The 25,359-nt window shown below is 69.3% G+C and carries 15 protein-coding genes and 1 pseudogene; 2 read left to right on the top strand and 14 right to left on the bottom strand.

Annotated features, from left to right (window positions below; translation table 11 throughout):
- Window positions 1–13: 13 nt before the first annotated feature.
- On the bottom strand, window positions 14–2,137 hold the full coding sequence (locus OG617_RS01760; RefSeq protein ID WP_405098104.1) for a glycoside hydrolase: 2,124 nt from the start codon (window positions 2,135–2,137) through the stop codon (window positions 14–16).
- Entirely contained in the window at window positions 2,137–5,424 is a 3,288-nt protein-coding gene (locus OG617_RS01765; RefSeq protein ID WP_405098106.1) for a DUF2961 domain-containing protein, read from the bottom strand. The genes OG617_RS01760 and OG617_RS01765 overlap by 1 nt, the downstream gene beginning before the upstream one ends.
- Window positions 5,425–6,127: 703 nt before the next feature.
- On the opposite strand from OG617_RS01765, the gene OG617_RS01770 reads away from it, so the two are divergent.
- Window positions 6,128–7,135 (top strand): alpha/beta hydrolase, encoded by a 1,008-nt coding sequence (locus OG617_RS01770; RefSeq protein WP_405098108.1) that lies wholly within the window; start codon window positions 6,128–6,130, stop codon window positions 7,133–7,135.
- Between the two features lie 198 nt (window positions 7,136–7,333).
- Window positions 7,334–8,815: an FG-GAP-like repeat-containing protein gene (locus OG617_RS01775; RefSeq protein ID WP_405104066.1), complete on the top strand. Its 1,482-nt coding sequence runs from the start codon at window positions 7,334–7,336 to the stop codon at window positions 8,813–8,815.
- Between the two features lie 623 nt (window positions 8,816–9,438).
- Here the strand turns inward: OG617_RS01775 and OG617_RS01780 are convergent.
- From OG617_RS01780 to OG617_RS01835, 12 genes and pseudogenes are all read right to left on the bottom strand, one after another.
- Window positions 9,439–10,416: a TolB family protein gene (locus tag OG617_RS01780; RefSeq protein WP_405098110.1), complete on the bottom strand. Its 978-nt coding sequence runs from the start codon at window positions 10,414–10,416 to the stop codon at window positions 9,439–9,441.
- Window positions 10,413–11,618 carry an MFS transporter gene (locus OG617_RS01785; protein WP_405098112.1) on the bottom strand — a complete coding sequence of 402 codons (1,206 nt, stop codon included), beginning with the start codon at window positions 11,616–11,618 and terminating at the stop codon, window positions 10,413–10,415. Before OG617_RS01785 ends, OG617_RS01780 begins: the two co-directional genes overlap by 4 nt.
- Complete coding sequence (locus OG617_RS01790) at window positions 11,618–13,357, bottom strand: discoidin domain-containing protein (protein ID WP_405098114.1); 1,740 nt, start codon at window positions 13,355–13,357, stop codon at window positions 11,618–11,620. Before OG617_RS01790 ends, OG617_RS01785 begins: the two co-directional genes overlap by 1 nt.
- Before the next feature lie 385 nt (window positions 13,358–13,742).
- The gene (locus OG617_RS01795) at window positions 13,743–15,104 is read right to left on the bottom strand and encodes a cellulase family glycosylhydrolase (RefSeq protein WP_405104067.1); all 1,362 of its coding nucleotides are present in this window, start codon (window positions 15,102–15,104) and stop codon (window positions 13,743–13,745) included.
- Between the two features lie 39 nt (window positions 15,105–15,143).
- Window positions 15,144–15,617: pseudogene (locus tag OG617_RS01800) on the bottom strand (CBM35 domain-containing protein); the annotation flags it as partial.
- A gap of 99 nt (window positions 15,618–15,716) precedes the next feature.
- On the bottom strand, window positions 15,717–18,149 hold the full coding sequence (locus OG617_RS01805; protein WP_405098116.1) for a PQQ-dependent sugar dehydrogenase: 2,433 nt from the start codon (window positions 18,147–18,149) through the stop codon (window positions 15,717–15,719).
- Window positions 18,150–18,488: 339 nt separating this feature from the next.
- Window positions 18,489–19,463, bottom strand: a complete 975-nt coding sequence (locus OG617_RS01810; protein WP_405098118.1) for an N-acetylglucosamine kinase — start codon at window positions 19,461–19,463, stop codon at window positions 18,489–18,491.
- Window positions 19,460–20,713, bottom strand: a complete 1,254-nt coding sequence (locus OG617_RS01815) for a 6-phospho-beta-glucosidase (RefSeq protein WP_405098120.1) — start codon at window positions 20,711–20,713, stop codon at window positions 19,460–19,462. The genes OG617_RS01810 and OG617_RS01815 overlap by 4 nt, the downstream gene beginning before the upstream one ends.
- A gap of 7 nt (window positions 20,714–20,720) precedes the next feature.
- A complete protein-coding gene (locus OG617_RS01820; protein WP_405098122.1) occupies window positions 20,721–21,569 on the bottom strand; it encodes a carbohydrate ABC transporter permease in 849 nt (282 codons plus the stop codon).
- Window positions 21,566–22,516 carry a carbohydrate ABC transporter permease gene (locus OG617_RS01825; protein ID WP_405098124.1) on the bottom strand — a complete coding sequence of 317 codons (951 nt, stop codon included), beginning with the start codon at window positions 22,514–22,516 and terminating at the stop codon, window positions 21,566–21,568. Before OG617_RS01825 ends, OG617_RS01820 begins: the two co-directional genes overlap by 4 nt.
- Window positions 22,517–22,521: 5 nt before the next feature.
- On the bottom strand, window positions 22,522–23,847 hold the full coding sequence (locus OG617_RS01830; protein WP_405098126.1) for an ABC transporter substrate-binding protein: 1,326 nt from the start codon (window positions 23,845–23,847) through the stop codon (window positions 22,522–22,524).
- Between the two features lie 147 nt (window positions 23,848–23,994).
- Entirely contained in the window at window positions 23,995–25,293 is a 1,299-nt protein-coding gene (locus OG617_RS01835; RefSeq protein WP_405098128.1) for an ROK family transcriptional regulator, read from the bottom strand.
- Window positions 25,294–25,359 lie beyond the last annotated feature (66 nt).

Consider the following 25,359-nt stretch of genomic DNA (forward strand, 5'->3'; position numbering starts at 1 on the left):
ACCCGGAGCCCACTCACGGAACGGCGTTGATCGCGGTATAGGCCCCGTCGGCGAAGGCGACATCGCGCCGAGCTCCGCTCGCGGCGATCCGCCACGTGCCACCCGGATACTGGCCGGGTGCCCAGGACGTGCCGCCCGAGCGCCACAACGGCTGCCAGGCGGCCATCGCGTGGCCGGCGTCGTACCAGGTGTTGTCGCCGCGCCAGGCCGACGCCCAGCGGTGCACCGCCACCACCGACAGCCCGTCGCCCGTATTCATCGTCCAGGGCGGCATCCCGCTGACGTCCCCGGTGGCCCGGGCCTCCACCGCCGGGTCGCCGACGGCCGGCAGCGCGCCGTCGACATTGAACGCGACCTCCCACACCGCCGCGGTCGGCCAGTTGTTGACCGACCACACGATGTCGCTCTGCAGTGCCGGCCCGGTCCAGCGCGGCGCCACCGTCAACAACCAGTCGGCGGTGACCGGCTCGTCGCCGAAGGGAATGCCGACCAGGTTGATCCGGGACCCGTCCGCCGACACGTCGATGCGAGCCGGGGCGCCAGCCCGGTCGGTGACGTCGAAGCGGCCCACGGCAAGGTACGGACCGGTGCCGCGGTGCGACGAGTCGAGCGCGGGACGGTAGGAACCGCCGCCCGCCGGGTCCACCGCCAGCGAAGCGATCCGGGCCTGTGGCCAGGTGCGCACGTCGGCCCGTAGGAAGCCGGTGCTCATCGTGTAGCCCCGCTCCACCACCCCCGTCGACCAGGTCAACGGGGCCAGCCACAGCCCGCCCTGGCCCCAGCCGGCGTGGCTCAGGTACCAGTTCGAGCCGTCCACGACGACCTCGGCCGCGTGCGCGTCCAGCACGGCCACCTTGTCGGCGCCGTCGAAACGCAGCGGGTCACGGCTGCGGTAGACGGCCGTCCGCCGGTAGGCGGCGCCGTAGTCGGTGCCGTCGCAGCAGACGAAGAGGTAGTACCAGTCGCCCCGGCGGACCACGAACGGCGACTCCGTCTGCCCCGCGGCCCGCCCGGTCTGAGGCGACGAGTAGGCGATCGCCCGGGCGCTCCACGTCCGCAGGTTGGTGCTGCTGCGGTAGGCCACGACGTGATTGCCGCCGGTCGGGGTGGAGGTCGCCGTGTAGTACATGACCCACCGGTCGCCGACCCGGGTCACCATCGGGTCGCGGCCCTCCCAGCCGTCGATGAACAGCGGGTTGGCCGTGCTCCGGGTCCAGGTGAACAGGTCGGTCGAGGTCGCTAGATGCATCCGGTAGTTGGCGTAGTCCGGGCTGCCGGCCGCGTAGAACATGTAGTAGACACCGTTGTCGTAGACCACGTGCGGCGCCCAGATCCAGTGCTCGCCCGCTGCGGGATCGGCGGTCAGCGCCATCGGCTGCCTCGTCCACGGCCCGGTGGGCGTGGGCGCCGTGGCATGGCCGAAGGACTTCTCGTCCTGCGGCGCGCCGGGCTCGGCGTGGGTGATCGCGAAGGCGTGCCAGACCCCGGTCTGCTGATTCTTCACAATGGTGTGGTCGTTGTAGTACCACGCCGTCGGCTGGCCCGCGCCCGGGTCGAAGACCCGGGTCAGGGCGCCGCGCGTCGGCGTCTCCCCCACCGTCTCGTACGGCACGGTGGTCACCGCCGCGACCGGGCCGACACGTCGCAGGGTGATCGTGTCGAGGCCGGCGAAGAAGCCGGCCGACGCGCCGGCGCGGCCGGTCACCGTCACCGTCAGCCGGTGGCTGCCGGTCGCGAGGGAGACCGAGCCCAGGGGCACCGCGCCGGTGCGCTGCACGGTGGGCGCGTACCCGTCGAAGAGCTGGCCGATCGCCACCCCGTCGACGGTGAACCGCAGCGTCCCGTAGTCCTGGGCTCGGGTCAGCACACCCCCGAGGTCGTACTGGCCCGGCGGCACCGCGGGCAGGGCGACGGTCACCGAGTCGCCGGCCCGGCCGGCCCGCAGCCAGAGCTGGCGGCCCCCGGACCAGCTCACCCCGCAGCAGTCGGTCTGGGCCTGCACCGGCGCGGTCGCCGAGACGACCCCCAGTGTCTCCGCCTCCACCCGGATCGGGTCCTCGGCCCTGGCGGGGTCCGCCGGGGCGGCCACGAGGGCCGCCCCGAGCAGGAGAACCGCGAGGGTCCGCAGCGCGCGCATCACGGAACGCTCGGCCGAGGCAGGTCGGTGCCCGGCGCGAACTGGTCGTGCCACCTCACGCGGGAGCCGAATTCGGAGCCGGTGGACAGCGCGACGTAGACGTCTGCTGTCGTGCCCCGGGTGAACGTCACCACGTCCATCCTTCCGTCACCGTTGAAGTCGCCGAGCCCGGGCAGCTCGCCGCCGACGGCGAAGTACTCGTGCCATTTCCAGGTGTTCTGCACGAAGCGGGTGCCGTCGGAGAGGGACACGAACACGTCGCCCGTGCCACCGCGGGTGAACGCCACGATGTCGTCGCGCCCGTCGCCGTTGACATCGCCCACCGCCGGCAGCTCGGTGCCGATGGCGAAGTTGTCGTGCCACTTCCACCCGTCTTCGACGAAGCGGGTGCCGTCGGAGAGGGACACGAACGCGTCACCCGTGCTGCCCTGGGTGAACGTCACGATGTCGTCGCGCCCGTCGCCGTTGAAGTCGCCCACTGCCGGCATCTCGGTTCCCACAGCGAAGTGGTCGTGCCACTTGACGCCGGGGCCGAACCCGGAGCCGGTGGCGAGCGCGACATAGACATCGGCGGCGTCGCCCCGGGTGAAGGTGATGATGTCGGCCCGACCGTCGCCGTTGACGTCGCCGACCGCCGGGATCTCGGCGCCGACCGCGAAGAAGTCATGCCACTTCACGCCGGCGGAGTAGCCGGAGCCGGTGGAGAGCGCAACGTAGACGTCGGCGGCAACGCCCCGGACGAAGGTGATGAGGTCGGCCCGACCGTCGCCATTGACGTCGCCGGTGAGCGGAATCTCCCCGTCCATGGCGAAGAAGTCGTTCCAGGGCCGGCTGTCCGGCACGAACCGGGTGCCGGCGGAGAGCGCGGTGAACACGTCCGCGCTGGCGCCGCGGGTGAAGTCGATCGCGTCGTCACGCCGGTCGCCGTTGGCGTCGCTGACGTTGCGGGCCCGGGTCGTGGCCGACACCTCGGCCGACGGCGTCCCGGCGTTGCCGGCGACATCGACGGCGACGACCCGGTAGTAGCGGGTCTGCCCGGCCGGCAGCGGGCCGTGCCGGAACGAGGCGACACGCGTGGTGGCGACCATATTGGCGGACGTGATCGCCACGCCCGGCGTCCTGGACGAATAGACCCGGTAGCCGGTCACGCCGACGTTGTCGGACGACGGCAACCAGGACAGGCTGAGGGCGTGCACCCGACCGCCGGTCAGCGCCAGGCCGGTGACCGCCCCGGGCGCGGTGGTATCGGTGAAGGGAACGACGACGCTGTCGGCCTGGTAGCGGGCCGCGGTCCAGGCCGGGGCGCCTGCGGCGGGGGTGAGCGTCACAGTGACCGTGGACTTGCCGGCGGTCAGCGCCGCCGGCAGGACGAACTCGTCGGCCAGCCACCGCTGCCGGGCGTTGCCCAGCGGCTGCGACCACACACCGGCCTGCACGCCGTCCACCGACACGGCCGCCTGCTGGTAGCCGCTGAACTGGTCGGCGTGGCGGCGCAGTCGTACACCCTGGTTGGCCGGGTCGATCGAGATCCGGAATCCCACGGCAGCGGTGGTGCTACGGACCTGGCCGGTCTCGGTGCTGTCGTCGTCGTCGCCCTCGAAGCTCGACGTCAGCGCGTGCTCGGTCGCCGAGTCGGTGTAGGCGTGGCTCGTCCGGCTGGTCGCGTCTCCGGTGACGATGGTGTCGGTACGCCGGGACGTGACGGTCGGCTGCGTGTAGAGGAACGCCGTCGAGCCGTAGTCCGCCGCCATGTCGTTGGCCGGCCCGTGCTCGATGCCGAAGCGCAACTCGGTGCCGTACGACACGGCGTCGCCGATCATCAGGCGGTAGGCGGCATCGCACTCGTCGACGCATCCGCCCGACCGGAACAAGTGCGCCGTGTTCCCGGTGAAGACCCCGCTGTACTCGCCGCGGTTGAAGTACCACCCGGACTCGTAGAAGTCCTCGGTGCCGGTGCCGTAGATGTGCGGCGTCGGTTGGCCGTCGACGTGCACTCGCTCGTCGCCTTCGAGGTAGTTGCGAGTGTTGCCGCCGATGATATGCCCACGCATCGTCTGCGAGATTCCGACGAACCGGCCCCGGCCGGACTGGTCGGCGACGATCCAGTCCCTGCCGCCCACCGCCTCCGCCCGTCGGGACTGGGTGGTGAAGTAGCCGGCGGGCCCGACCGCGGCGAGCGCGTCGGTCCACTGCGTTCCCGGCGCCGAGGTCACCTCCGCACGGACGCCGCTGACGGCCACGCCGGTGGTGTTGGCGACCACGACGGTCGCCGTCGACCGGAACGGCATCGGCCACCAGGCGCTGTACCAGCCACCCGGCGCGTCGTCCATGCCGAACATCAGGGAGCGGACCCTGCGCTCACCCAACCCGCCGCCGAAGAACTCACCCACCGGGCTGTCCACCGTCGTGCGGCCGTCGAAGGAGATCCGCAAACGCAGACCGGACAGGGTCGATTCGGTGGCCACGCCGTCGGGCACCTGCAACCGCAGCGCGGTCACGGCCCGTGGCCCGGTCAGCGTGGCCACGCTCGCCTGGCCGCCAGCGGGGACATTGACCGTCGCGGTCGCGGTGGTCGCTCCTGGCTGCGACGGCTTGGGATCCCGGGTGCCGGCGGCCCGCAACAGGTCGATGACATCGGTGGCCCGATCAGCGGGGTCGAACCGGACGACCCCTGTCGCGTCGTCGAACTCCCGGAACGTGACGTGGTAGAAGAGCGGATTGTGCTCGGTGATGATCCGCATGGAGTCCCGATAGGGCATCGGCACTTTGACGGTGACCCCACCCGAGGTCTGGTCGGCGTTGCTGACCAGCGGCGCGACGAACGGGGAACCGAGGCCGCCGTCGACGAGGTTCTGCAACCCCGTGTCGACCACGACGACCCCATCGAGCTCGATGCGGATCCAGCCGGTGGCGCTGACGTTGCCCTCGTCCCGGGTGAACCAGATTGACTGCACCTCCCCCGCGCCGCGGTCCTCAGCGAGCACGCAGCCGCTCGCCTGACGCAGGCAGGAGTAGGTGCCAACGAACCCATCATCGTTGGAGCCATCGCGCGCGAAGCTGGAGAACTGTCGGGTCCGGGTGCCGCCTGACAGCTCCGGCAGCCGGTCGAGCCGGCGGTAGGTGTCCCAGCCAGTCGGTCCTTTGTCCGCAGCGACCGCGACGGCGGGATCCGCGACGGCTGCGGCGGCGTCGGTCACGGCCCGCGGGGCGGCGACCGCCGCCGTGGGTACGGTCATGACCAGCGCCGCCGCGGCGGCGCCCAGCCAGGAGGGTCTACGGAGCCTCATCGGTGTCCCTTCGCAGCGACCTTCGAAGCAGGGAGAAATCGATTGCTGGAGTTAACTGCGAACACCGATCTTTGTCAATACTCGCCGGCTCGCTTTGTGGCGATGCATGAAATCATCGCCTTCGAACGACGAGGCCGAGCGCGCGCTCCACATCGGATGAGCAGGCGTTGCGCACGCCCTCGACCAGCTCGGCCGACCACCGCCAACCACCACGGGACGCCCCCAGCATCACCGTCGGAGCGGCGGAACAAGATAACTCAGGTGGCAGCCGTGGACACGGTGAGTAGTAATCGCTGCACCGCCGCCGCCCTCCGGCGGGGCGATGATTCCACAACCCATTGACAGTCGTCGGGGTCCTGGCGATACTCCTCAGCAATCGATTTCTCGGGCTTCGCGAGGAGGCGCCCGTGCCACAGCGCATCCGTCACCCGCCGGTGGCGACCTCCAGGCTGTCACCTACCTCAGCTGCTCCGGCCGCAACGAACGACCAATGAGGTCAACGGTGGCATCGTCGTCCTCGTCGAGGGCAGCGCCAATTTGGCTACGTCAGACCTTTTACTGGCGCCGCCTTCACCCCCGCCCGAAATCGCACGATCACCTCGGCCTCAACGGCGCCACCGCCCCCTGAACCCGTCCAGCTGGACAGCAAACTCCGCGCCGCAGTTCTCGCCCGTTCGGCGCGACCTCACCCAATGGAGGATCCATGGACAACATTCCTGCCGTCCGCCGGCCCGTCAGTCGTCGACGGCTGCTCACCGGCGCTGCGGGCGTCGCCGCCGCCGGCACGTTCGCCGGTGCGTTCGCCGGTGCGCTCGCCATGCCGCTGCCCGCGTCCGCCGCCGGCGACGGGCACGGGCTGCGCATCGTGGCCCGCAACGAGAATGGTGGCCGCCTGCAGTACTACCGGTTCGCCACCGACGCCATCGAGTGGGACCCTGCGGTCAACGTGCTGCTGCCCGACGGCTACCACACCAGCGGCAAGCGCTATCCGGTGCTGTACCTGCTGCACGGCGGAAACGCGGACTTCCGGACCTTCCACATGCAGGACAACATCATCAACCTGACGGCCGGCAGGGAGATCATCGTCGTCATGCCGGACGCCTCCACCGGTTGGTACTCCAACCCCGTGCACAGCAACACCGGTCCGCGCAACTGGGAAACCTTCCACATCGCACAGCTACTTCCGTGGATTGAGTCGAACTTCCGCACTTTTCCCGAGTACAACGGCCGTGCCGTCGCCGGCTTTTCGATGGGCGGCTTCGGCGCCCTCAAGTACACCGCGAAGTACTACGGCCACTTCTGCTCGGTGAGCTCACACTCCGGCCCGGCCAGCCTGCGTCGGGACTTCGGCCTCGTCGTGCACTGGGCCAACGCCACCTCCGCAGCGCTGGACCTCGGCGGCGGCACCGTCTACGGCGCTCCCCTCTGGGACGAGGCCCGGGTCAACGCCGACAACCCGATCCAGCGTATCGAGAGCTACCGCAACAAGCGGATCTTCCTCGCCGCCGGTACTTCACCCGAACCGATCAACTGGTTCGACACCGTCAACGAGACCCAGGTGCTCGCAGGCCAGCGCGAGTTCCGCGCCGCGCTCGGCCGCGCCGGCATCCCGCATGAGTGGCGCGAGGTCCCCGGTGGCCACTACTTCCGCCACGAACTCTTCGTTCAGGACCTCAACGGCATGCTCGGCCGCCTCCGCCGCGCCGGCTGACTTCTCATCGACGATGCGCCGCCCCCGCAGAGATCCGTCGCGGTCCGGCGGCACATCGTCACCCCTCCGTCTCACCCCTTCCTGGCGGCACTTGACACATCGGCGAGCGCCTCTGCTTACATCCAGGCCGTTCGAGTACTTTCCTGACGGGAGTCACCTCACATGTCACGGCATTCGAGGACCGGGGTGCGTCGCGTCCTGGCCGTCCTACTCACCTTGGCGGTGGGCGTCCTGACCGGAGCGGTGGCGACATCGTCCCCTGCGCTCGCCGCACCGAACTTCAAGGCTCCGTTCCCGTGCGGGCAGCGGTGGACCTACGACCACCACAGCGCTGAGGTCCGGCAGGCCTTGGACTTCGTGCGGGCCGACGGAGGAGCCACCGCGGGTACACCGCAGGTGGCCTCCGCCGCCGGCGTCGCCCGACGGCACTCGGAGCCCAGCGGCGCTGGCAACTACATCGTCATCGACCACGGCGGCGGTTGGACCACCTACTACTTCCACCTCAGCGCATATTCGGTGCCCGACGGGGCGTACGTGCAGCAGGGCCAGCAAATCGGGATCACGGGCAGCACCGGCAACTCGTCAGGGCCGCACGTCCACTACGAGCAGCTCTACAACGGCGTCGGACAGACGATCGTGATCAACGGGGTGTCGCTGGCGCCGTACCCCGGGCAATACCACCAGAAGTACCTGGTCAGCGACAACTGCGGCGGGTCGTCGACCGGTGGTCGGTATCTGGCGGGTTCGCCGACGGACTTCACCGGTGACGGCCGCGACGACGTGGTGGCGTTCACCCAGGGCTCGCTCAACGACGTCTACGTCTCCTCGTCGACCGGATCATCCTTCGCCGGCACCTCCGTGAAATGGAACGACTTCTTCGGCCTCAACGGCGAGACCCTGCTCTCCGGAGACTTCAACGGTGACGGCAAGGACGACATCGTGGCGTTCACCCACGGCACGCTCGGCGACGTCTACGTCTCTCTCTCCACCGGCACCACCTTCGCCAACTCCACCAAGTGGCACGACTGGTTCGCACCCGGCGCCGAGGTGCCCGCGGTGGGTGACGTCAACGGCGACGGCAAAGACGACATCATCACCTTCACCCACGACGCCGCAGGTGACGTCTACGTGGCACTGTCCACCGGAACCTCGTTCGGCCCAGGCGTGAAGTGGCACGAGTTCTTCTCCATCGCCGGCGAGTACCCAGCGGCGGGTGACATCAACGGCGACGGCAAAGACGACATCATCACCTTCACCCAAGGACCCGCCTCGGCCGCAGACGTGATCGTGGCACTCTCCAACGGCACCGGCTTCGGCCAGCCACAGAAGTGGCACGACCTGTTCGCCGTCGGCACCGAGCAACCACGAGTAGGCGACATCAACGGCGACGGCAAGGACGACATCGTGACGTTCACCTGCAACGCCGACGCAGACGTGTACGCCGCAGTCTCCAACGGCACGGGATTCGTAGGCACCACCGTGAAATGGAACGACTTCTTCTGCATCACGGGCGAGTTCCCCTACCTCGCCGACGTCAACGGCGACGGCAAAGACGACATCATCGTCTTCACCAAGGGCAACACCAACGACGTCTACGTCGGACTCTCCACCGGCACCACCTTCACCAGCGGCACCAAATGGCACGACTTCTTCGGCCTCAACGGCGAAACCACGCTCTGAGCCACTGATCCTGCAGCGATTGTCGAGGTCCTGTGGTCGCGGCGTGAGTTCAGGGCCCCGCTCTCCCATGAGAGCGGGGCCCTCAGCCGTGGCCTACGCTCTGGCGTCCACCAAGGCCGTGTGGTCCCACCTGAAAACGCAGCATCGACAGCGATCTGTGCGTTGATCTCAGCAACGCGAAGGTGTTGATTGGCGCGACACGGGCAAGTCGTACACACCGGGTGGTGCTGGAAGTGGGCGTGGGGCCCTCGGTAGGTAGTTCTCACCACAAGATCACCCGCACGGTGAGGACCCCGCGTGATCGCATATCGTGCCATGGTCGACGTTCCCAGGGAACTCGTGCAGTACCTGGGCCGGCTACTCGCCGCTGAGCGCCACGCTCGGGGCACGACATCGCAGGTCAGGAGGCTGCGAGCGTGTCCAGCCACTCGGCGAGCTGCAGTTGCAGCTCCTTCCCCGAAGCTGGCCAGCTCAGAGAAACGCCAGCATATGAGGGCAGTCCCGGGGCGTCTCTGCCTACTACCGAATGCAACCACCGAAAGTGAGCCAGAGCCGTTGGCGAGACAGCCCCGACGCGGCCCGGCGTGTCCACCGATCCGCCAATGCAACAGAGCCGGCGCGGCCTACGGCCCGTCGACGCGGATCGGCATGCTGGGTGAGGACGCGGCGGGAATGAGCAACCGGGCGCTTCCTGAGCCGTCGGCGGGAACGGCCCAGATGTCCGAGCCGCCCGCTGCGCCGGGTCTCGCGTAGGCGACCTCGCTGTCGGACAGCCACTGCGCTTGGTCGTCAACGCTGGCGGTCTCCGCCAGCGGGGTCTCGCGCATCGTGACCAGGTCCAGCACGTGCAGCCGCCATGGCTCGGCGGCCGACGGCGAGACCCGCTTCTTGAACGCGAGCCGGGTCCCGTCCGGCGAGAGCGACGGGCATTCCACATTGTTCCGCAGCGTCCGCGCCTCCCACTTGGCGTAGTCACCTTCGACCAGGTAGGTCCGGCCCTTCGTGGAGACCGTCGCGTAGAAGCGGTTGTCGTCGGCGGCAAACGTGACGCCCCAGAAGTTCACGTCCGCGGCGTGGTGACGCCTGCCGTCGATGTAGAGCGGGATCGTCTCGATGTTGACGATCGGATAGCCAGTCCTGGTGTCGAGGATCCCGGTCCAGGTGGAGAAGCCGGTGGCGTTGTAGGACTCGCCGGTGACGAAGACCGTCCAGGCCACCATCCTGCCGCTGGGCGAGACCCTGGCCCGGCTCGGGACGCCTGCGAGGTTGAGGCGGTTCGTCTCGCGCAGCTCGCTGTCGAGAATCAGCGCGCTCGTCCGGGGCAGGCCGCCGCGCACCTCGGCCGTCAGGCAGACCGCCGTCCCGCCGGAGGAGTGGAAACGCCGGCAGTCCAGGTCGCCGACGGTGCGGGCTGCGCCCGGGTCGTCCGACGGCACGGCCGCGACCCGGCCGCCTGCGTCGAGGAACAGCAACTGCCCCGAGCGGGTGGTGTCGAGAGCCGCGCCGGCCGGCGACGGATCGGCCGCGGCCAGCACGGCATAGGTGATCGCGACCGCGGCGAGCGCCACAATCGACGCGGCGAGGACCAGGGCACGTTTCACAGGATCACCTTCCGGGCGGCGAGTAGGGAGAGCGCGAGCCCGCCCGCCATCACGAGCAGGCCTGTCCGGGCGTCCCAGGCGGTCCAGAGCGCGCCGAAGGCGACCGACGAACCCATCCGCGCGAGCGCCTGCGCGGTCTGGAGCACGGCCATCCCGCTGGTAAGCAGGGCCTCGGGCAGCAACGGTCCGGCGGCGGACATCAGGACGCCGTCCGTGGCCGCGTAGAACGTGCCGTGCAGCACGAGGACCGCGATCAGCAGCACGATGCCGGTCGCCGCACCCGCGAGCAGCAGGTAGGCGGCGAGGAGGGCGACGTGCCCGCCGAGGAAGACCCCGACGCGGCCCCGCCGGTCGGCCAGGCGCCCGAGCGGCACGGCGAGCAGCAGGTACACCGCGGCCGTGCCGAGCGGCAGCAGCGGGAACAGGCCGGGCGTCATCGCGAGCTGCTTCTGCAGCAGCAGGTAGACGAAGAAGTCGCTGACCGTCACGAGGCTGAGCAGGACGGTGACGGCGCAGATCCGCCGGAACGCGGGGTCGCCGGCGATGGCGCGCACGGCCGTCCCGATCCGCGGTGGCTCGGCCGCGAGGGTGGTGCGCGGGTCGCGGACGTAGAGCGCGAGCAGCACCAGCCCGAGCGCCGCGACGCAGAAGGAGGTCATGAATACGGCGTCGTAGGACCCGCCGGTGGCGGCGAGCACCCCGAACGCGGCGAGCGGGCCGAGGAAGGCCCCGAGCGTGTCCATGGCCCGGTGCACGCCGAACGCCTGCCCCAGCCGGTCCGGCGGGGTGGACAACGAGATCATCGCGTCCCGCGGGGCCGTCCGCAGTCCCTTGCCGGCCCGGTCCGCGGTGATCACGGCGCCGAGGGCGCCGACCGAGGTCCCGGCCAGCAGCAGACCGAGTTTGGCCAGGGCGGAGATGCCGTAGCCGCTCGCGGCGACGAGTTTGCGGTGGCGCCAGCGGTCGGAGGCGTGCGCGCCGGCGAGGCGGACCAGTGCGGTCACCCCGAAGTGGAGGCCGTCGAGCACGCCGACCTGCAACGGGTTGAGCCCGAGCGCGAGCACGAGGTAGAGCGGCAGGACAGCGGTGACCATCTCGGCGGAGATGTCGGTGACCATGCTGACCATGCCGAGGGCGAGGACGTTCGCCGGGACGGAGCGCAGCAGCGCCCGTCCCGGCGGACGGTTGGCGGTGATGTACATCAGTGGCAGGTGTAGGTCGGGCTCGTGTCCTTGACCGCGCTGTCGGTCCCGATCAGCTGGGAGGAGAAGGTGCTGTCGGTGAACGTCAGCTTGATGACGCCGTACGTCCCGGACAGCCGCTTGAGGCTGTTGGGCTGCACGTTGACGATCGGGTAGGGCGGCGCGCCGGCCATCCCGCCGAGCAGTTCGACGATGCCGTTCGCGTCGGCGTCGCCGTCGGGGTTCTGCGGGCCGAACCGCTCGTAGTGGTGGTCGTGGCCGTTGAGGACCAGGTCCGCGCCCTCGTTGTAGAGCATCTGCCAGATCGGCCTGCTCACCGGGTCGTTGCCGTGGTCGCCAGAGCTGTATAGCGGGTGGTGCCAGGACGCGGCGATGCAGCCCTTGGTGTTCGCGGCGAGGTCGGCCTGCAGCCAGGAGATCTGCGCGGCGTCGTCGAAGCTGTTGGAGTTGAGGACGATGAAGTGCCAGTTGCCGTGGTTGAAGCTGTAGTAGTTCTTGCCCTGCGGGTAGGCGATCGGCCCGAAGTAGGACTTGTAACCGGCGTACTCACCGGCCGGGTCGTACGTCTCGTGGTTGCCCGGCGCGGGCCGGATCTTCGACTTGAACTTGCCCCAGGTCTTGTCGAAGTAGTTCTGGAAGTCCGACAGGCGGGCGTCGTCGTACTGGTTGTCGCCCATGGTGATGACGAACTCGGGGTTCATGGCCGTGACGAGCGCGGCCGTCTTCGGGTGCTGGCAGGAGCTGGAGCTCGCGGTGCACTGGTCGGCGATGTCACCTGCGGCGGCGACCGTGAAGGTGGTCCCACCGGTCGGGCTGGGCGAGGGAGAGGCGGTGGGCGAGGCGGTCGGCGCCGTGCCCAGGGTGAGCTTGTCCATGTTGGGGCCGCCGATCGCCGTGGTGGCGGTCGCCCGGATCGTGTTGGCGCCGGCCTGGAGTGGCACGTTGATCGTCTGGTCGGTCCAGGTGCTCCAGCTACCGGTGGAATTGAAGGCGAGCCCGGACGTCACGGTGACGCCGTTGACCGCGATGCTCAGCGGCCGTCCCGCGGTGGTGCCGTTGGCGTAGCGGAAGGTGCCCGGCCGGCTGCCGGCCGCGGCCGCGGTCACGGTCCATTCGATGTAGCCACCGACGACGTTGGTGTAGTCGACGAACCCGGTCCCGGTGTATCCGGCATGGTTGCTGAAGACGGCAGCCTGGGAGAGCGTGGCGTTCTCGGCCTGGTGGTCGGTGCCACCGGGGTCAGGGGTGCCGTCCGGGCCATAGACCTCCAGTTCCCAGAGCGAGTAGCCGTAGGACGTGCCGCGGGCGGTGCCGTAGACGCGCAGGTATCGTCCGTTCGCGCTGAGGCCGGTGTGGTCGTCGGTCCCGCCGTCCGCGCCGGTTACGGTCTTGGCGGTGGTCCAGGCGGTCCCGTCCGGCGAGGTCTCCAGCCGGTACGCCGAGCCGTACGCGTCCTCCCAGGTCAGCTTGACCCGGTTGATCGCGACGGACGAGCCGAGGTCGACGCGGAGCCACTGCGAATCCGATCCTTCGACGCTGGCCCAGCGGCTCGTGGCGCTGCCGTCGACGGCGTTCTCCGGACCGTATTCGCTGCTTTCGGTCGACGAGGAGGTGGCGGGCCGGTTGTGGGACAGGAGCACGTCGGCGGCGTCGGCCCGGTCGACGATGACGGTCAGTGCCGTAGCCACCAGCATGGTGCTGGCTACAGCGAGGGTGGGTAGCTTTCTCTTCCAGCGCACGGTGCCTCCTTGGGGAGGGGAGTTCAACCGGCCGGGGGCAGTTGTTCACTGAAGCGCGTCACGTCCGAAGGTGTTCCGGAGCCGCGCCAAGCCGCTTGGGAAGAGGCTGCCAATTGCGTCGTTCGATGTCAAGGGGTTAGGAAAACGATTTGCCTTTTCGGTCGCGCCCCCGTCAGCATGGGCTCGGAGCGTTCGGTGGTCACCGCTGTTTGCATCCCCGACGGTTCATGCTGAACCGACGACGCGGCAGGCCCGGTCGGAGAGACTCTCCGACCGGGCCTGCCGCGTCGTCGGCGTGGTGCCCCCGGTGTGCCGCATCGGGGTCGTCCGGTGTTCGCCGTGCCGGCCCGTGACGAAAGGTCGGCCACCTCTCGATCAGCAGGGTTCAGCTTGTCGGGAAGTCGTCCGCGGGGGTGCGGATGTGGTCGCGGATCCATACCCCGGCGGGTTTGAGCTTGCTGCTGCCGGTGAACGGGCCGCTGGGGCAGGTTCCGCTCGTGAAGACCGCGCCGGAGCGGGAGTCGTCCGAGTAGTTCCAGTTCACCCAACTGATCTTCTTCGTGGCCATCAGGTCCAGGTACTGCTGTGACCTGGTGAAGTTGTTGGCACCGTCGCCGGACGCGGTCTGCGTGCCGAACTCGGTCACGAACACCGGGAAGGAGTTGGAGCCCGTGTTCAGCGCGTCGAGGTATTCCGTGCCGTGCGAGCCGGCGTAGAAGTGGAACGTGTACATGATGTTGGTGGCGTTGACCGGGTTGTTGCTGATGTCGGACGGGCCGCGGCCGTCGGAGACGCCGAACGACCCCCAGCCGTGGGTGCCGAGCAGGATCACCGAGTCGGCGTCCTGCGCCCGGATGACCGGGATGATCTGCTCGTGGTAGCTCTTCACGGTCGACCAGCTCACGCCGTTGGGCTCGTTCGCCACGTCGTAGAGGATGTTGACCTTGTCCTTGTGCCGCTGGGCGATCTCGGCGAAGAAGGTCTTCGCCCGGCTCAGATTGGCGTTTGGGTCGCCGGGGCTGAGCTGGTGCCAGTCGACGATCGCGTACATGCCGCGCGCGGTGACCTGCTCGATGATGGAGTGCACTAGGTCGGTGAAGCCGCGCGGGTCGGTCTCGTACCCGCCCTCCTGGATGTACATCGAGATGCGTAGGACGTCCGCGGTCCAGTCGGTGGCCAGCGCCGTCAGCGATGCGCTGTTGACGCACTGGCCGTACCACTGCAGGCCGTGCGTACTCATACCGCGCAGCTGGATGGGCCGGTCGTATTGGTTGCACAGCTTCAGCCCGCAGACGTGCAGTTGGCCGTTGACGCCGACTGGTGTGCCGCCGGGCGGGGGCGACGTGCTCGGTGTCGGTGACGGCGAGCCCGCGACGCCTAAGGTGATCTTGTCGAGGTTCGGGCCGCCGTACGCGGTCGTCGACGTGACTCGGATGATGTTGGCGCCCGCGTTGAGCGTGATGCTGAGGCTGGCGTCGGCCCAGGCGCTCCACGCGCCGGTCGGGTTGAACGCGAGGCCGGCGTTGACGACCGTGCCGTTGACGGTGACCGACATCGGCCGGTTGGCGCTGCTGCCGTTGGCGTGGCGGATGGTCAGGCTGGTGGTGCCTGCGGCAGGTGCCGTTGCGGTCCACTGCACGTAGCTGCCGGTGGCGTTGTCGAGGTTGACGAACCCGGTGCCGGTGTAGCCGGCGTGGTTCGACTCGACCGCGCCCTGGGACACCGTGCCGTCCTCGGCCTGGTGCACCGAGGCCGGTGGCGGTGACGCGGCGACCTCGAAGTCGAGGTAGTCGAGGTTCGCGGAGCCGGTCGCCGTGGTGGCGGTGACCCGGATGGTGTTGCTGCCGGCGTTGACGGCCACGGTGAGGGTCTTGTCGGCCCAGGTGTCCCAGTCGGAGGTGCTGGCGAACGACGCCGCCGCGGCGACGACGGTGCCGTTGACGGCGATGTCGGCGGGCCGGGCGGTGGCGGTGCCGTTGCTGTAGCGGATGGTGATCGTGGCGGTGCCGGCGGCGGGCGCGTTGACCGTCCACTGGGTGTAGCTGCCGGCCACGTTGTCGCCGTTGACGAAACCGGAGCCGGAGTAGCCGAGGTGGTTCGCTTCGGCGAGGCCCTGGCTGATCGTGGCGCTCTCTGCCTCGTAGCGGGTCAGCGCCGCCTGCGCCTGCGTCGCGATGAACAGCGACGCGGCCACGAGCAGGCCGACGCCGCCGGCCGCGACGAGCCGTCGGCGGGGTGTGGCGGATCGTTGGAGTCGCATACTCTGTCCCTTCCTGTGGCCGCGCCCGCTCCCGGCCGTCGATGGTGAGGGTGCGCGCCGCACGGATCGGATCAGGGACCCGTGCGGCGCGGCACTTCGCTAGCTGATGGTGATGCGCAGGGTGCGGTCGGCGCCGTTCGCGGCCCCGCCGTTGTTGTCGCAGTTGGTGGTGCTGAGCCAGAGCTGGTCGGAGCCGGGCACCTTAGTGACCGTGCGTAGGCGTCCGTACGTGCCCGTGTAGTACGCCGTCGGAGTGCCCGTGGTCTCGCCGCTGAGTAGCGGGATGCGCCACATCTGCTCGCCGCGCAGCGTCGCCATGTAGACGACGTCGCGGACGATCGCGATACCGCTGGGCGAGGCGGTCGACACCGACCACTGTCGCTTCGGGTTCTCCATGCCCGCGACGCCGCATGTGCCCTCGCAGGTCGGCCAGCCGTAGTTCTTGCCCGGCTTGATGAGGTTGAGTTCGTCGTACATGCTGTTGCCGAACTCGGCCTCCCAGAGCCGGCCCTGCGAGTCGAACGCCAGGCCCTGCGGGTTGCGGTGGCCGTAGCTGTAGACCCGGGTACCGAACGGGTTGCCCGGCGCCGCGGCACCGGTCGTCGTGATTCGCAGGATCTTGCCGTTGAGCGAGTTGAGATCCTGGGCCCGGCTGCTGGTCTGCCCGTCACCGGTGGAGACGTAGAGGTACCCGTCCGGCCCGAAGGCCAGGCGGCCACCGTTGTGGTAGCGGTTCTTGGCGATCCCGGAAAGGATCGTGGTGTACCCGGTCAGGGTGCTGCCGTCGTAGGTCATCCGGGCGACCCGGTTGCCCTCCGACGCGGTGTGCATGAAGTAGACGTAGTGGTTGGACGCCCAGCCGGGGTCCACAGCGACGCCGAGCAGGCCTCCCTCACCGTCGGTGGTGACGACGTTCGGGACGGTCCCGACCTGGGTACGCACACCGGACAGCGTCGCCTTGAAGACCTTGAACTGGCCGGAGGTGACCTTGTCGTCCCGCTCGGTGACGAGGGCGGTCTGCCCGTCGGGCATGAAGTACGTGCCCCAGGGGATCGTCCAGCCGGTGGAGATCTGTGTGATCCCTGACGGCACGCCGCCGCTGCAGGTCGCGGTCGTGAAAGACACCGTGTTGCTCTGCCCGGACGTGTTGCCTGCGCCGTCTCGGGCGACGACGTTCAGCCCGTACGCCGTGTTGCAGGCGAGCCCGGTGACGGAGGTGGTCGCCGCCGGGGGCGTGCCGATGACCGACTTGACGACGGTCGTCCCGGTGCGCACGTCGTACGCGGTGACCCCGACGTTGTCCGTGGACGCCGTCCAGGTGAGCGTGACGCTGCTGCCGCTCAGATTCGAGTAGGCCAGGTTCGCCGGGGCGGTCGGCGCCTGGGTGTCGGAACTGGCCAGGGTGGAGCAGATCGCCTGCGCGCTGGACAGCGAGACGTTGCCGGCCGCGTCCCGGGCGAACACCGACAGGCGGTACTCCGTGTTCGGCGAGAGGCCGGTCAGGTTCTGCGAGGTGCCCGTGCCCGTCGTCTGACTCAGCAGGTTGCCGTCGTGGTAGATGTCGTATCCCGCCACCCCGACGTCGTCGGTGGACGCGCCCCAGTTCAGCGTCATGCTGCTGGAGGTGACGGCGGAACAGCTCGGGGCGCCCGGTGTGCTGGGCGCCTGCGAGTCGCTCTGCCCGGTGACGCGCAGCCGGTCGATGTTGCCCAGGCCGAGCGCGCCGGTGGCGGTCAGCCGCACGGTGTTGGCTCCCGCGGCCAGCGTCGTGCTGACCGTGACGTCCACCCAGTCGGTCCAGGCGGTGGTCGCCGGGAACGGCTGGTTGCCGACGAGGTTGCCGTTTACCGCGATGTCTCCCGGCCGGTTCGCCCCGCCGGAGTTGGCATAGCGGAACGCCAGCTGCGCGGTGCCCGCGGCGGCCGCGGTCACCGTCCACTCCACGTACGCCCCCGCCGCGTTGGTCGTGTTGACGAAGCCGGTGCCGGTGTAACCGGTGTGGTTCGACTCGACCGCGCCCTGAGCGATGACGGCGTTCTCCGCCTGGTAGTCGGTGAAGGCCGGCGCTCCGGCGACCTCGAATTCAAGGTAGTCGAGGTTGGCGGCGCCGGCTGCCGAGGTGGAGGTGACTCGGACGGTGTTGCTGCCGGCGCCGACCGGAGCGGTGACGGTCTTGTCGGCCCAGGTGTCCCAGTCGGAGGTGCTGCCGAACGCCGCCGCCGCGGCGACGACGGTGCCGTTGACGGCGATGTCGGCGGGCCGGTCTGCCGCGGTGCCGTTGCTGTAGCGGATCGTGAAGGTCGCCGTGCCGGCGGTCGCGGCGCTGATCGTCCACTGCACGTAGCTGCCGACCACGTTGTCCGTGTCGGCGAAGCCGGTCCCGGAGAAGTTGAGGTGGTTGGACTCGGCAAGGCCCTGACCGATGGTGGCGCTCTCGGCCTCGTAGCGGATGGGTGCGGCATGGGCGGGAGTCGCCATGAGGGCCGACCCGACGATGAGGAATTCCATGCTGAGCGCGGCGACGAGTCTCATGCCCGCTCTGGTTCGTACCATTGCGTGCCTTTCTCCCGGAGGGTGAAAGATAGTCAAACTGACTTACAGTCGCTGATGCTACGGCCGACCATGCATGCCGGTCAATATTCGAGTGCCGCAATGCGAGGCAGCGTCAGCCCGGGTGCTCGACACTCGGAGGATCACGTGGCCGATCCGGGCGAAGTATGGCGCCGACGATGACCGGATGAAGGCTGTGCCTCGACATCGGTGGTCCGTAACGCGCCGAAGCCCGCAAGGGGCATGGCGGCGGATAGGCGCGGGTGGGCGCGCCGGGGCCCGTCTCTGCTCGACGGGCCCCGGGAAGGCGTGGACAGCCGGTTAGACGGCGGTCCTTAGCGCGGACTTCGCGTCCATCGTGGCACCCAGGGCGTCGAGGCCGGCCAGGGCGGCGCCGACGACCGGAGCCTGCGCCGACACCACCACCTCGGCGCGGGGCAGCACGGCCGGCATGCCCTCCACGATCGACTGGTGCAGCAGCGGATGCTGGGCGGCGAGCACGCCCCCGCCCAGCACGAGAGCCAGCCGTTCCTCGCGCATGCCCAGCCGCTCGGCGGCGATTCGGGCCAGGGACAGCACCTCCGTTGCCTGTTTGGCCACGATGCGACGGGCCACCTGGTCCCCGCCGGTCGCGACGGCGAACAGGACCGGGGTGAGCTCGTCGACGCGGGCGGGGGCGACCTCGCCGAGGTGCATGGCGATGCCGAGGTCCTCGACCGTGGCCACCCGGAAGTGGTCGATGACCGCCTCGGTCAGCCGGGTGGCCGGCCCGCGGCCGTCTTCACCGCGTGCCGCGTGCCACAGCGCCAGGGAGGCCAGGTGGTGCCCGCCGCCCCAGTCTCCGGTGAGCATCCCGAGGGCGGGGAACCGTGCGGTTCGCCCGTCGGCGTCGCGGCCGACGCAGTTGATCCCGGCGCCGCACACGACCGCGATCGCGCGTTCGGCGTCGGTGCCGGCGCGGATCAGAGCGAAGGTGTCGTTGTCGACCCGGTTCTGGTGTGCCCACCCGGCCGCGGTCACTGCCTCGGTCAGGATCCGCACCTCGATGGGCAGGTCCGCGCCGGCGAGGTAGACCTCGGCCCGGTCGAACACTGCGGCCGTGCCGAGCCCCGCGGCCTGCTTGGCCTGCGCGATGAGCCGGCCGAGCAGGCCGATGGTGTCGGGCACGCCGATCAGGTGCGGCGAGGACGCCGGTCCCCGGGCGCGCCCGAGCACGGCTCCGGCGCCGGTGGCGATGATGACGTCGGTCTTGGAGTTGCCGCCGTCGACCGCGACCACGGTCCTTTCGCCGATCATGCGGCCCACCTCAGGTGCGCGGCGTTCGTGGCGAGAAGCCGGTCGGTGAGGTTCTCGGCGAGGTCGTGCTGGCCGACCAGCGGGTGTGCCAGCAGCGCCTGGTAGACCCGCTGCCGTCCACCGGCCACGGCGGCGTGCACGGCCAGCTCCTCGTACCCGCTGACGTGGGAGATGAGGCCGGAGATGTGGGGGCCGACGGCCCGGACCGGCAGCGGCGCCACGCCGTCGGCGTCGACCCGGCAGCTGACCTCGATGACGGCGTCGTCGGGCAGGAACGGCAGGGTTGCGTTGTTGCGCACGTTGACCGGGTGTGTGGCACCGTCGCCGCTGCGCAGCGAGCCGATGAGCCCGACGGCGGCCTCAGAGTAGTACGCGCCGCCGCGCTTGGCGAGCAGGTCGGGTTTGGTGTCGCGGGTGGGGTCGGCGTACATGGACAGCAGGGCAGCTTCCAGTTCGGCGACCTGCTCGCCCCGGGTCGGTGCGCCGCGTTCCTCTTCGACGACCTGGTCGTGGGCGTAGAAGTAGCGCAGGTAGTACGACGGCACCGCGCCGAGTGTGGCCAGGATCGCCGGTGGCAGGTTCACCTCGCCTGCGATCTCGTCCAGGTGCGCCGACAGCAGCTCGGGCAACCGGTCGACGCCGTCGACGTGGACGCCGCGTTCCCAGGTCAGGTGGTTTAGGCCGACGTGGTCGAGGGTCACCTCCCCGGGTGCCACGCCGAGCAGCGCGGCGAAGCGCCGCTGGAAGCCGATGGCGACGTTGCACAAGCCGACGGCCCGGTGCCCGGCGTCGAGCAGGGCGCGGGTGACGATGCCGGTCGGGTTGGTGAAGTTGACGATCCACGCTCCGGGTGCGGCGTGGCGGCGTGCGCGTTCGGCGACGTCGAGCACGACGGGAACGGTGCGCAGGGCCTTGGCGAGACCGCCTGCTCCGGTGGTCTCCTGCCCGACGCAGCCGCATTCGAGCGGGAACGTCTCGTCGCTGATCCGCGCGCGCTGCCCGCCGACCCGCAGTTGGATGATGACGACGTCGGCGCCGGTGAGCCCGGTGTCGAGGTCGGTGGTCCAGGTGATCCGCCCGGGGTGTCCGTGGCGGCGGAAGATCCGCTGCGCGAACCCGCCGACGATCGGCAGCCGGTCGGCTGCCGGATCGATCAGCGCTATCTCGGTGACGGCCGCGTCGAGGCGGGCGAACCCGTCTATCAGCTCGGGGGTGTAGGTCGAACCTCCGCCGACCACAGCGATCTTCATGTTGTTGTTATCCTTTCACGCCGGTCAGCGTGACACCCTGGACGAACGCCTTCTGGGCGAAGAAGAACAGGACGATGACCGGGACCATGGTGAGCAGGGTCGCCGCGCTGACGAGATGCCATTCGACGTGGTGCAGCGACCGGAACGAGGCGAGGCCCAGCGAGATGGTCCAGGCGTCCTGGTTCTCGCTGGTGTAGAGGAACGGGCCGTAGTAGTCGTTCCAGGCGTAGAAGAACTGGAACATGGCCGCGGCGGCGATGCCGGGCCTGGCCATGGGCAGGATGACGCGCAGCAGCGTGCGCCACTCGCCGCAGCCGTCGATGCGGGCCGCGTCGAGGTACTCGTCGGGGATGGTGACCAGGAACTGGCGCAGCAGGAAGATGGAGAACGCGTCTCCGGCCAGCATCGGCAGGATGAGCGGCCACAGCGTGCCGGTGAGTCCGGTGTTGGCCCACATCATGTAGAGCGGGACCGTGGTGACCTGCGGCGGCAGCATCATCATGCAGATGATCAGGACCATCGTCGCGTTGCGGCCGCGCCACCGCAGCTTGGCCAGCGCGTATGCCGCCGGCACGCTGGCCAGCAGCATGAACCCGGTGGCCAGGATCGCGTAGAGGAACGTGTTGCCGATGAACCGCAGCAGCGGCGTCTTCCGGAACGCCTCGACGTAGTTCTCCGGGTGCCAGCTCTGCGGCCACATGTTCGCGGTCAGCGTCTGGTCGCTGGTCATGAACGAGGTGAGCAGCAGGAAGACGATCGGGGCGAGGAACATGATGGCCATCGCGATGCCGATCGCGTGTCGGGCGACGAAGCCGAGCACGTGGTGTCCGCGGCCGCTGGGTATGGACTGGGTCATGAGTCGCCTCCGCTGAACGCCTTGAACCGCCGCAGCAGGATGATCGTGGCGGTCATCGACACCACGAACAGGATGACCGCCATGACGTTCGCGGCCCCGAACAGGTTGTTGCCGAAGCCGATGGAGTAGAGCCGCATCGGGTAGGTCAGCGTCGAGTTCTCGGGGTAGCCGAACGTGCCGGCGATGCCGCTGCCCGAGGTGACCTGGCCGGAGGCGACGCTGCCGGCGACCGCGGCCTGGGTGAAGTAGTTGAACGTGCCGATGACGCCGGTGATGGTCGCGAACAGCAGCACCGGCGAGATGGTGGGCAGGGTGACGTAGCGGAACCGGTGCCAGCGGCCCGCGCCGTCCAGCGACGCGGCCTCGTAGAGGGCCTGCGGCACGTCGAGCAGCGCCGCGACGAAAATGATCATCAGGTCGCCGACGCCCCACAGGGCTAGCAGTGTCAGCGACGCCTTGGCCCAGTCGGGGTCGTTGAACCAGCCCGGCCCTTCGAGGCCAAACTGCGCCAGCAGCGTGTTGACCGGCCCGGTGCCTGGCTTGAGCAGCAGCACAAACGCGATGGTGGCGGTGACCGGGGGCGCGAGAGCGGGCAGGTAGTACAGCGTGCGGTAGATGCTGCGGGATCGCTTCATCGCATTGAGCAGCATGGCGGTGAGCAGCGCGCCGACCGTCCGGGCGGGGACCATCAGCAGCACGAACACCAACGTGTTCTTCGCCGCGATCCGCACCGTCGGTTCGTCGAACAGCACATACTCCCAGAAGTCCAGCCCGACCCAGACCGGCGGGTTGAACATGTCGAAGCGGGTGAAGGAGAAGTAGACCGCAGCGACCAGCGGGTAGACCAGGAAGATCAGGATGCCGATCAGCGCGGGCCCGATGAAGGTGAGGGTGACGAGGGAGCGCCGGACACGGCCGGTGCCCCCCTGGCTGACTGCGGTCGGCATCGCTGCTAGCCGGCCAGCTTGATCATCTTGTTGACCCGGACGTCGACGTCGGCCAGTCCGGCACTCAGGTCCTTCTGCGTCCCTGACTGCCACCCCTGCAGGAACTCGGAGAAGGTCTCCTGGTAGCCGGGGCCGATCGCGCTGGGCGGGGTGGTGCCCGAGTTCGGGTTGGCGAAGATGTCGAGGAACACCTTGAACGCCGGGTCCGCGGTGAGCCGCGGCGAGGTCAGCGCCGCGGTGGTGGTCGGCACGTTGCGGATGCCGTTGGACAGGTCGACGATGCTGTCGGTCTCCGTGGTCAGGAACTTGACCAGCGCCCAGGCCGCCTCCGGGTTGCGGGCGGTCCGCGAGACGCCGATGACGTTGCCCGAGATGTAGCCCGCGCCCGCGCGTTCGGCCTTGTTGACCGGCAGCGGGGCCACCCCGAACTCGACGTTCGGCGCCTGGTCCTTGAGGAACGCCATCCGCCACTCGCCGTCGACGGCCATCGCGACCTTGCCCTTGTGGAAGGCGTTGTCGGCCGACCACTCGTCACCCAGCGAGGCGCGGAACTTCTCCAGCTTGTCGTAGCCGTACCAGTCGACGAGTTCCTTCTGCCAGGTGAGCAGCTCCTTCCAGGCGGGGTCGGAGCCGATCGCCGAGGTGCCGTCGTCGTTGAGCCACTTCGCGCCGACCATCGGCGCGAAGTGCGACGGGGAGTTCTCGTAGAAGCCGAACAGGGGCAGGAAGCCGGCCCGCTCGATGGTGCCGTCGGCCGAGCGCTTGGTCAGCTTCTTGGCCATCTCGGACAGTTCAGCGAGGGTCTTCGGGGCCTCGGTCAGCCCCGCCTCGGCGAACATTCCCTTGTTGAAGTAGAAGCCGTACGCGTCGGCCAGGAACGGCATCGTGCACCGCTTGCCCCGGAACTCCGTGTAGGAACGGGCGACCTGCGGGATCGCGTTCAGGTCGACGCCGTCGCGCTGCAGGTACGGGTTGAGATCGACCCACGCGCCCGCGGCGCAGAACTTGCCGACGATGTCGGTTGAGTAGCTGATCGCCACGTCCGGACCGGTGCCGGCGCCGATCGCGGTGGTCACCTTGGCGTCGTCCTGCCCGCCCTTGACGGTCAGCGTGACCTTCGGGTACTTCGCCTTGAACTTGGCCAGCGTCCCGTCGAGGGCCTTGGCCTCACGGTCGGTGAAGAAGTGCCACAGTTCGACCGCGCCGGTGGGCTCGACACCCGAGGTCGCGATCGGCTTCGGGGCCTCGGTAGGGGTGCACGCCGTGACCACTGCCAATGCTGCGGCTATGCCGACCATCATGGTCGTACGCCGGTTCAGCAAGCGCTGCATGAAGTGTTCCTCTCCGGAATCAGAAATACGGAGTTGCGGGGTCGCGGCTCGACCGAGCCCTTCGCCTGGTGCGGCAAGGACGCCGGTCGGGCCACACGGTGGTGCTGATCGGAGGAGCAGGGCTGAGCGCGCCGCGGCAGACGGCGGTCAGCCGGCCTGCATGGCGGTGCGCTGGTTGTCGATCAAGGATTCGCGCAACGCTCGCCATCCGGCTTCGAGCGCGCCGAGCAGTACGGCGTCGTCGGTGACCTCGGTGACGGCGATGGTGATGTCAAGCGGGGTCGTGCCGGGCAGCGCGGCACGGACCCGCTGCGCGAGCGCTTCCCCGCCGGCCTGCGCGACGTCGCCGGCCAGCACGATCAGCGGCGGGTCGAGCACGCCCGCGACGGCGGCCAGACCGAACGCGATGCGGGCGGCCACCGCGTCGAGGAAGCGTCCGGCCTGAGGGTGGGCCGAGGCGACGGCCACACCGATCGCGGCGCCCGGGGTGGCGGCCGCGATGCCGTGCTCCGCCGCGAGCGCTACAACGGCGGGACCACCGATCAGGCTCTGCAGGTCGGCAGGCGGACAGTCTGAGGGCAGCGACACCGGCACGTAGCCGATCTCGCCTGCGCCGCCGCGCCCCCCGCGTAGCAGCGTGCCGCCGAGGTCGATGGCCAAGCCGAGACCGTCACCGATCCAGAAGAGTGTGAAGCCGGCGCCCCCGGCGGCGACCCCGTGCGCACGTTCGGCGATCGCGGCGAGGTTGACGTCGTTCTCGACCTCGACCACGGTGCCCAACCGTGCTGCGATTCGTTCGACGAGACCGGGCCGGTCGAACCCGGGCACGTCGATGTAGTGGATGACCCCGTTCGCCGCGTCATATGAACCCGGCACCCCGAGCTTTACGTGGCGGACCGCGGAAGCGCCGACCCCCGCCCGCTCGATGACCCGGATGACCGTGTCGGTGATCGCGTCGACGGGGTCGAGTGTCGTCAGGTCGATCGAGTCCTCGATCCGGGCGTGCACCACACCACCGGCATCGATCAGCGCCGCGATGAGCGACGGCCCCGGGATCTCGGAAACCTCCCGGATACAGATCGCGACCGCGAACCCCGCCTTCGGATTCGCCGAGTAGATCTCGGCGTTCGGTCCCGGGCCACCCGAGCTACGTCCGACCACCATCGTCAGCCCCGCATCGGTGAGGCTGCGTAGCACGTCCGAGGTTGTCGGCTTGCTCAGCCCGGTGAGCTCCCGCAACTCGCCACGGGTGAGCGGGCCACGGTTCAGCAGGTGGGCCAGGATCGCACTCTCGTTCATGGCGCGCAGCAGCTTCGACGAACCGGCTGGTCGGGTCATCCGCCCTCGCTTGTGTCGATGGAACGTTAGGCAATCAGGTTTACTAATGCCGGAGACTAGGGCGACGACTCCGAAGCAGTCAAGAGGTGCGACAGGATCGTTAGGCAATCTTCCTAACCATCTTGTGTGACGGGCGTCTCCTGGCATAAGTTCCCCCCGAGCCCGGGGCCCTGG

The organism is Micromonospora sp. NBC_01412 (genome assembly GCF_045040215.1).
In the GTDB taxonomy this organism is placed as follows: Bacteria; Actinomycetota; Actinomycetes; order Mycobacteriales; family Micromonosporaceae; genus Micromonospora; species Micromonospora rubida.

What these genes read in the sequence shown, in the direction of transcription:
- OG617_RS01805 (WP_405098116.1), bottom strand. Translation starts at nt 18,149, where the DNA reads ATGAGACTCGTCGCCGCGCTCAGCATGGAATTCCTCATCGTCGGGTCG.
- OG617_RS01770 (WP_405098108.1), top strand. Translation starts at nt 6,128, where the DNA reads ATGGACAACATTCCTGCCGTCCGCCGGCCCGTCAGTCGTCGACGGCTG.
- OG617_RS01830 (WP_405098126.1), bottom strand. Translation starts at nt 23,847, where the DNA reads ATGCAGCGCTTGCTGAACCGGCGTACGACCATGATGGTCGGCATAGCC.
- OG617_RS01815 (WP_405098120.1), bottom strand. Translation starts at nt 20,713, where the DNA reads ATGAAGATCGCTGTGGTCGGCGGAGGTTCGACCTACACCCCCGAGCTG.
- OG617_RS01825 (WP_405098124.1), bottom strand. Translation starts at nt 22,516, where the DNA reads ATGCCGACCGCAGTCAGCCAGGGGGGCACCGGCCGTGTCCGGCGCTCC.
- OG617_RS01820 (WP_405098122.1), bottom strand. Translation starts at nt 21,569, where the DNA reads ATGACCCAGTCCATACCCAGCGGCCGCGGACACCACGTGCTCGGCTTC.
- OG617_RS01785 (WP_405098112.1), bottom strand. Translation starts at nt 11,618, where the DNA reads ATGTACATCACCGCCAACCGTCCGCCGGGACGGGCGCTGCTGCGCTCC.
- OG617_RS01760 (WP_405098104.1), bottom strand. Translation starts at nt 2,137, where the DNA reads ATGCGCGCGCTGCGGACCCTCGCGGTTCTCCTGCTCGGGGCGGCCCTC.
- OG617_RS01765 (WP_405098106.1), bottom strand. Translation starts at nt 5,424, where the DNA reads ATGAGGCTCCGTAGACCCTCCTGGCTGGGCGCCGCCGCGGCGGCGCTG.
- OG617_RS01810 (WP_405098118.1), bottom strand. Translation starts at nt 19,463, where the DNA reads ATGATCGGCGAAAGGACCGTGGTCGCGGTCGACGGCGGCAACTCCAAG.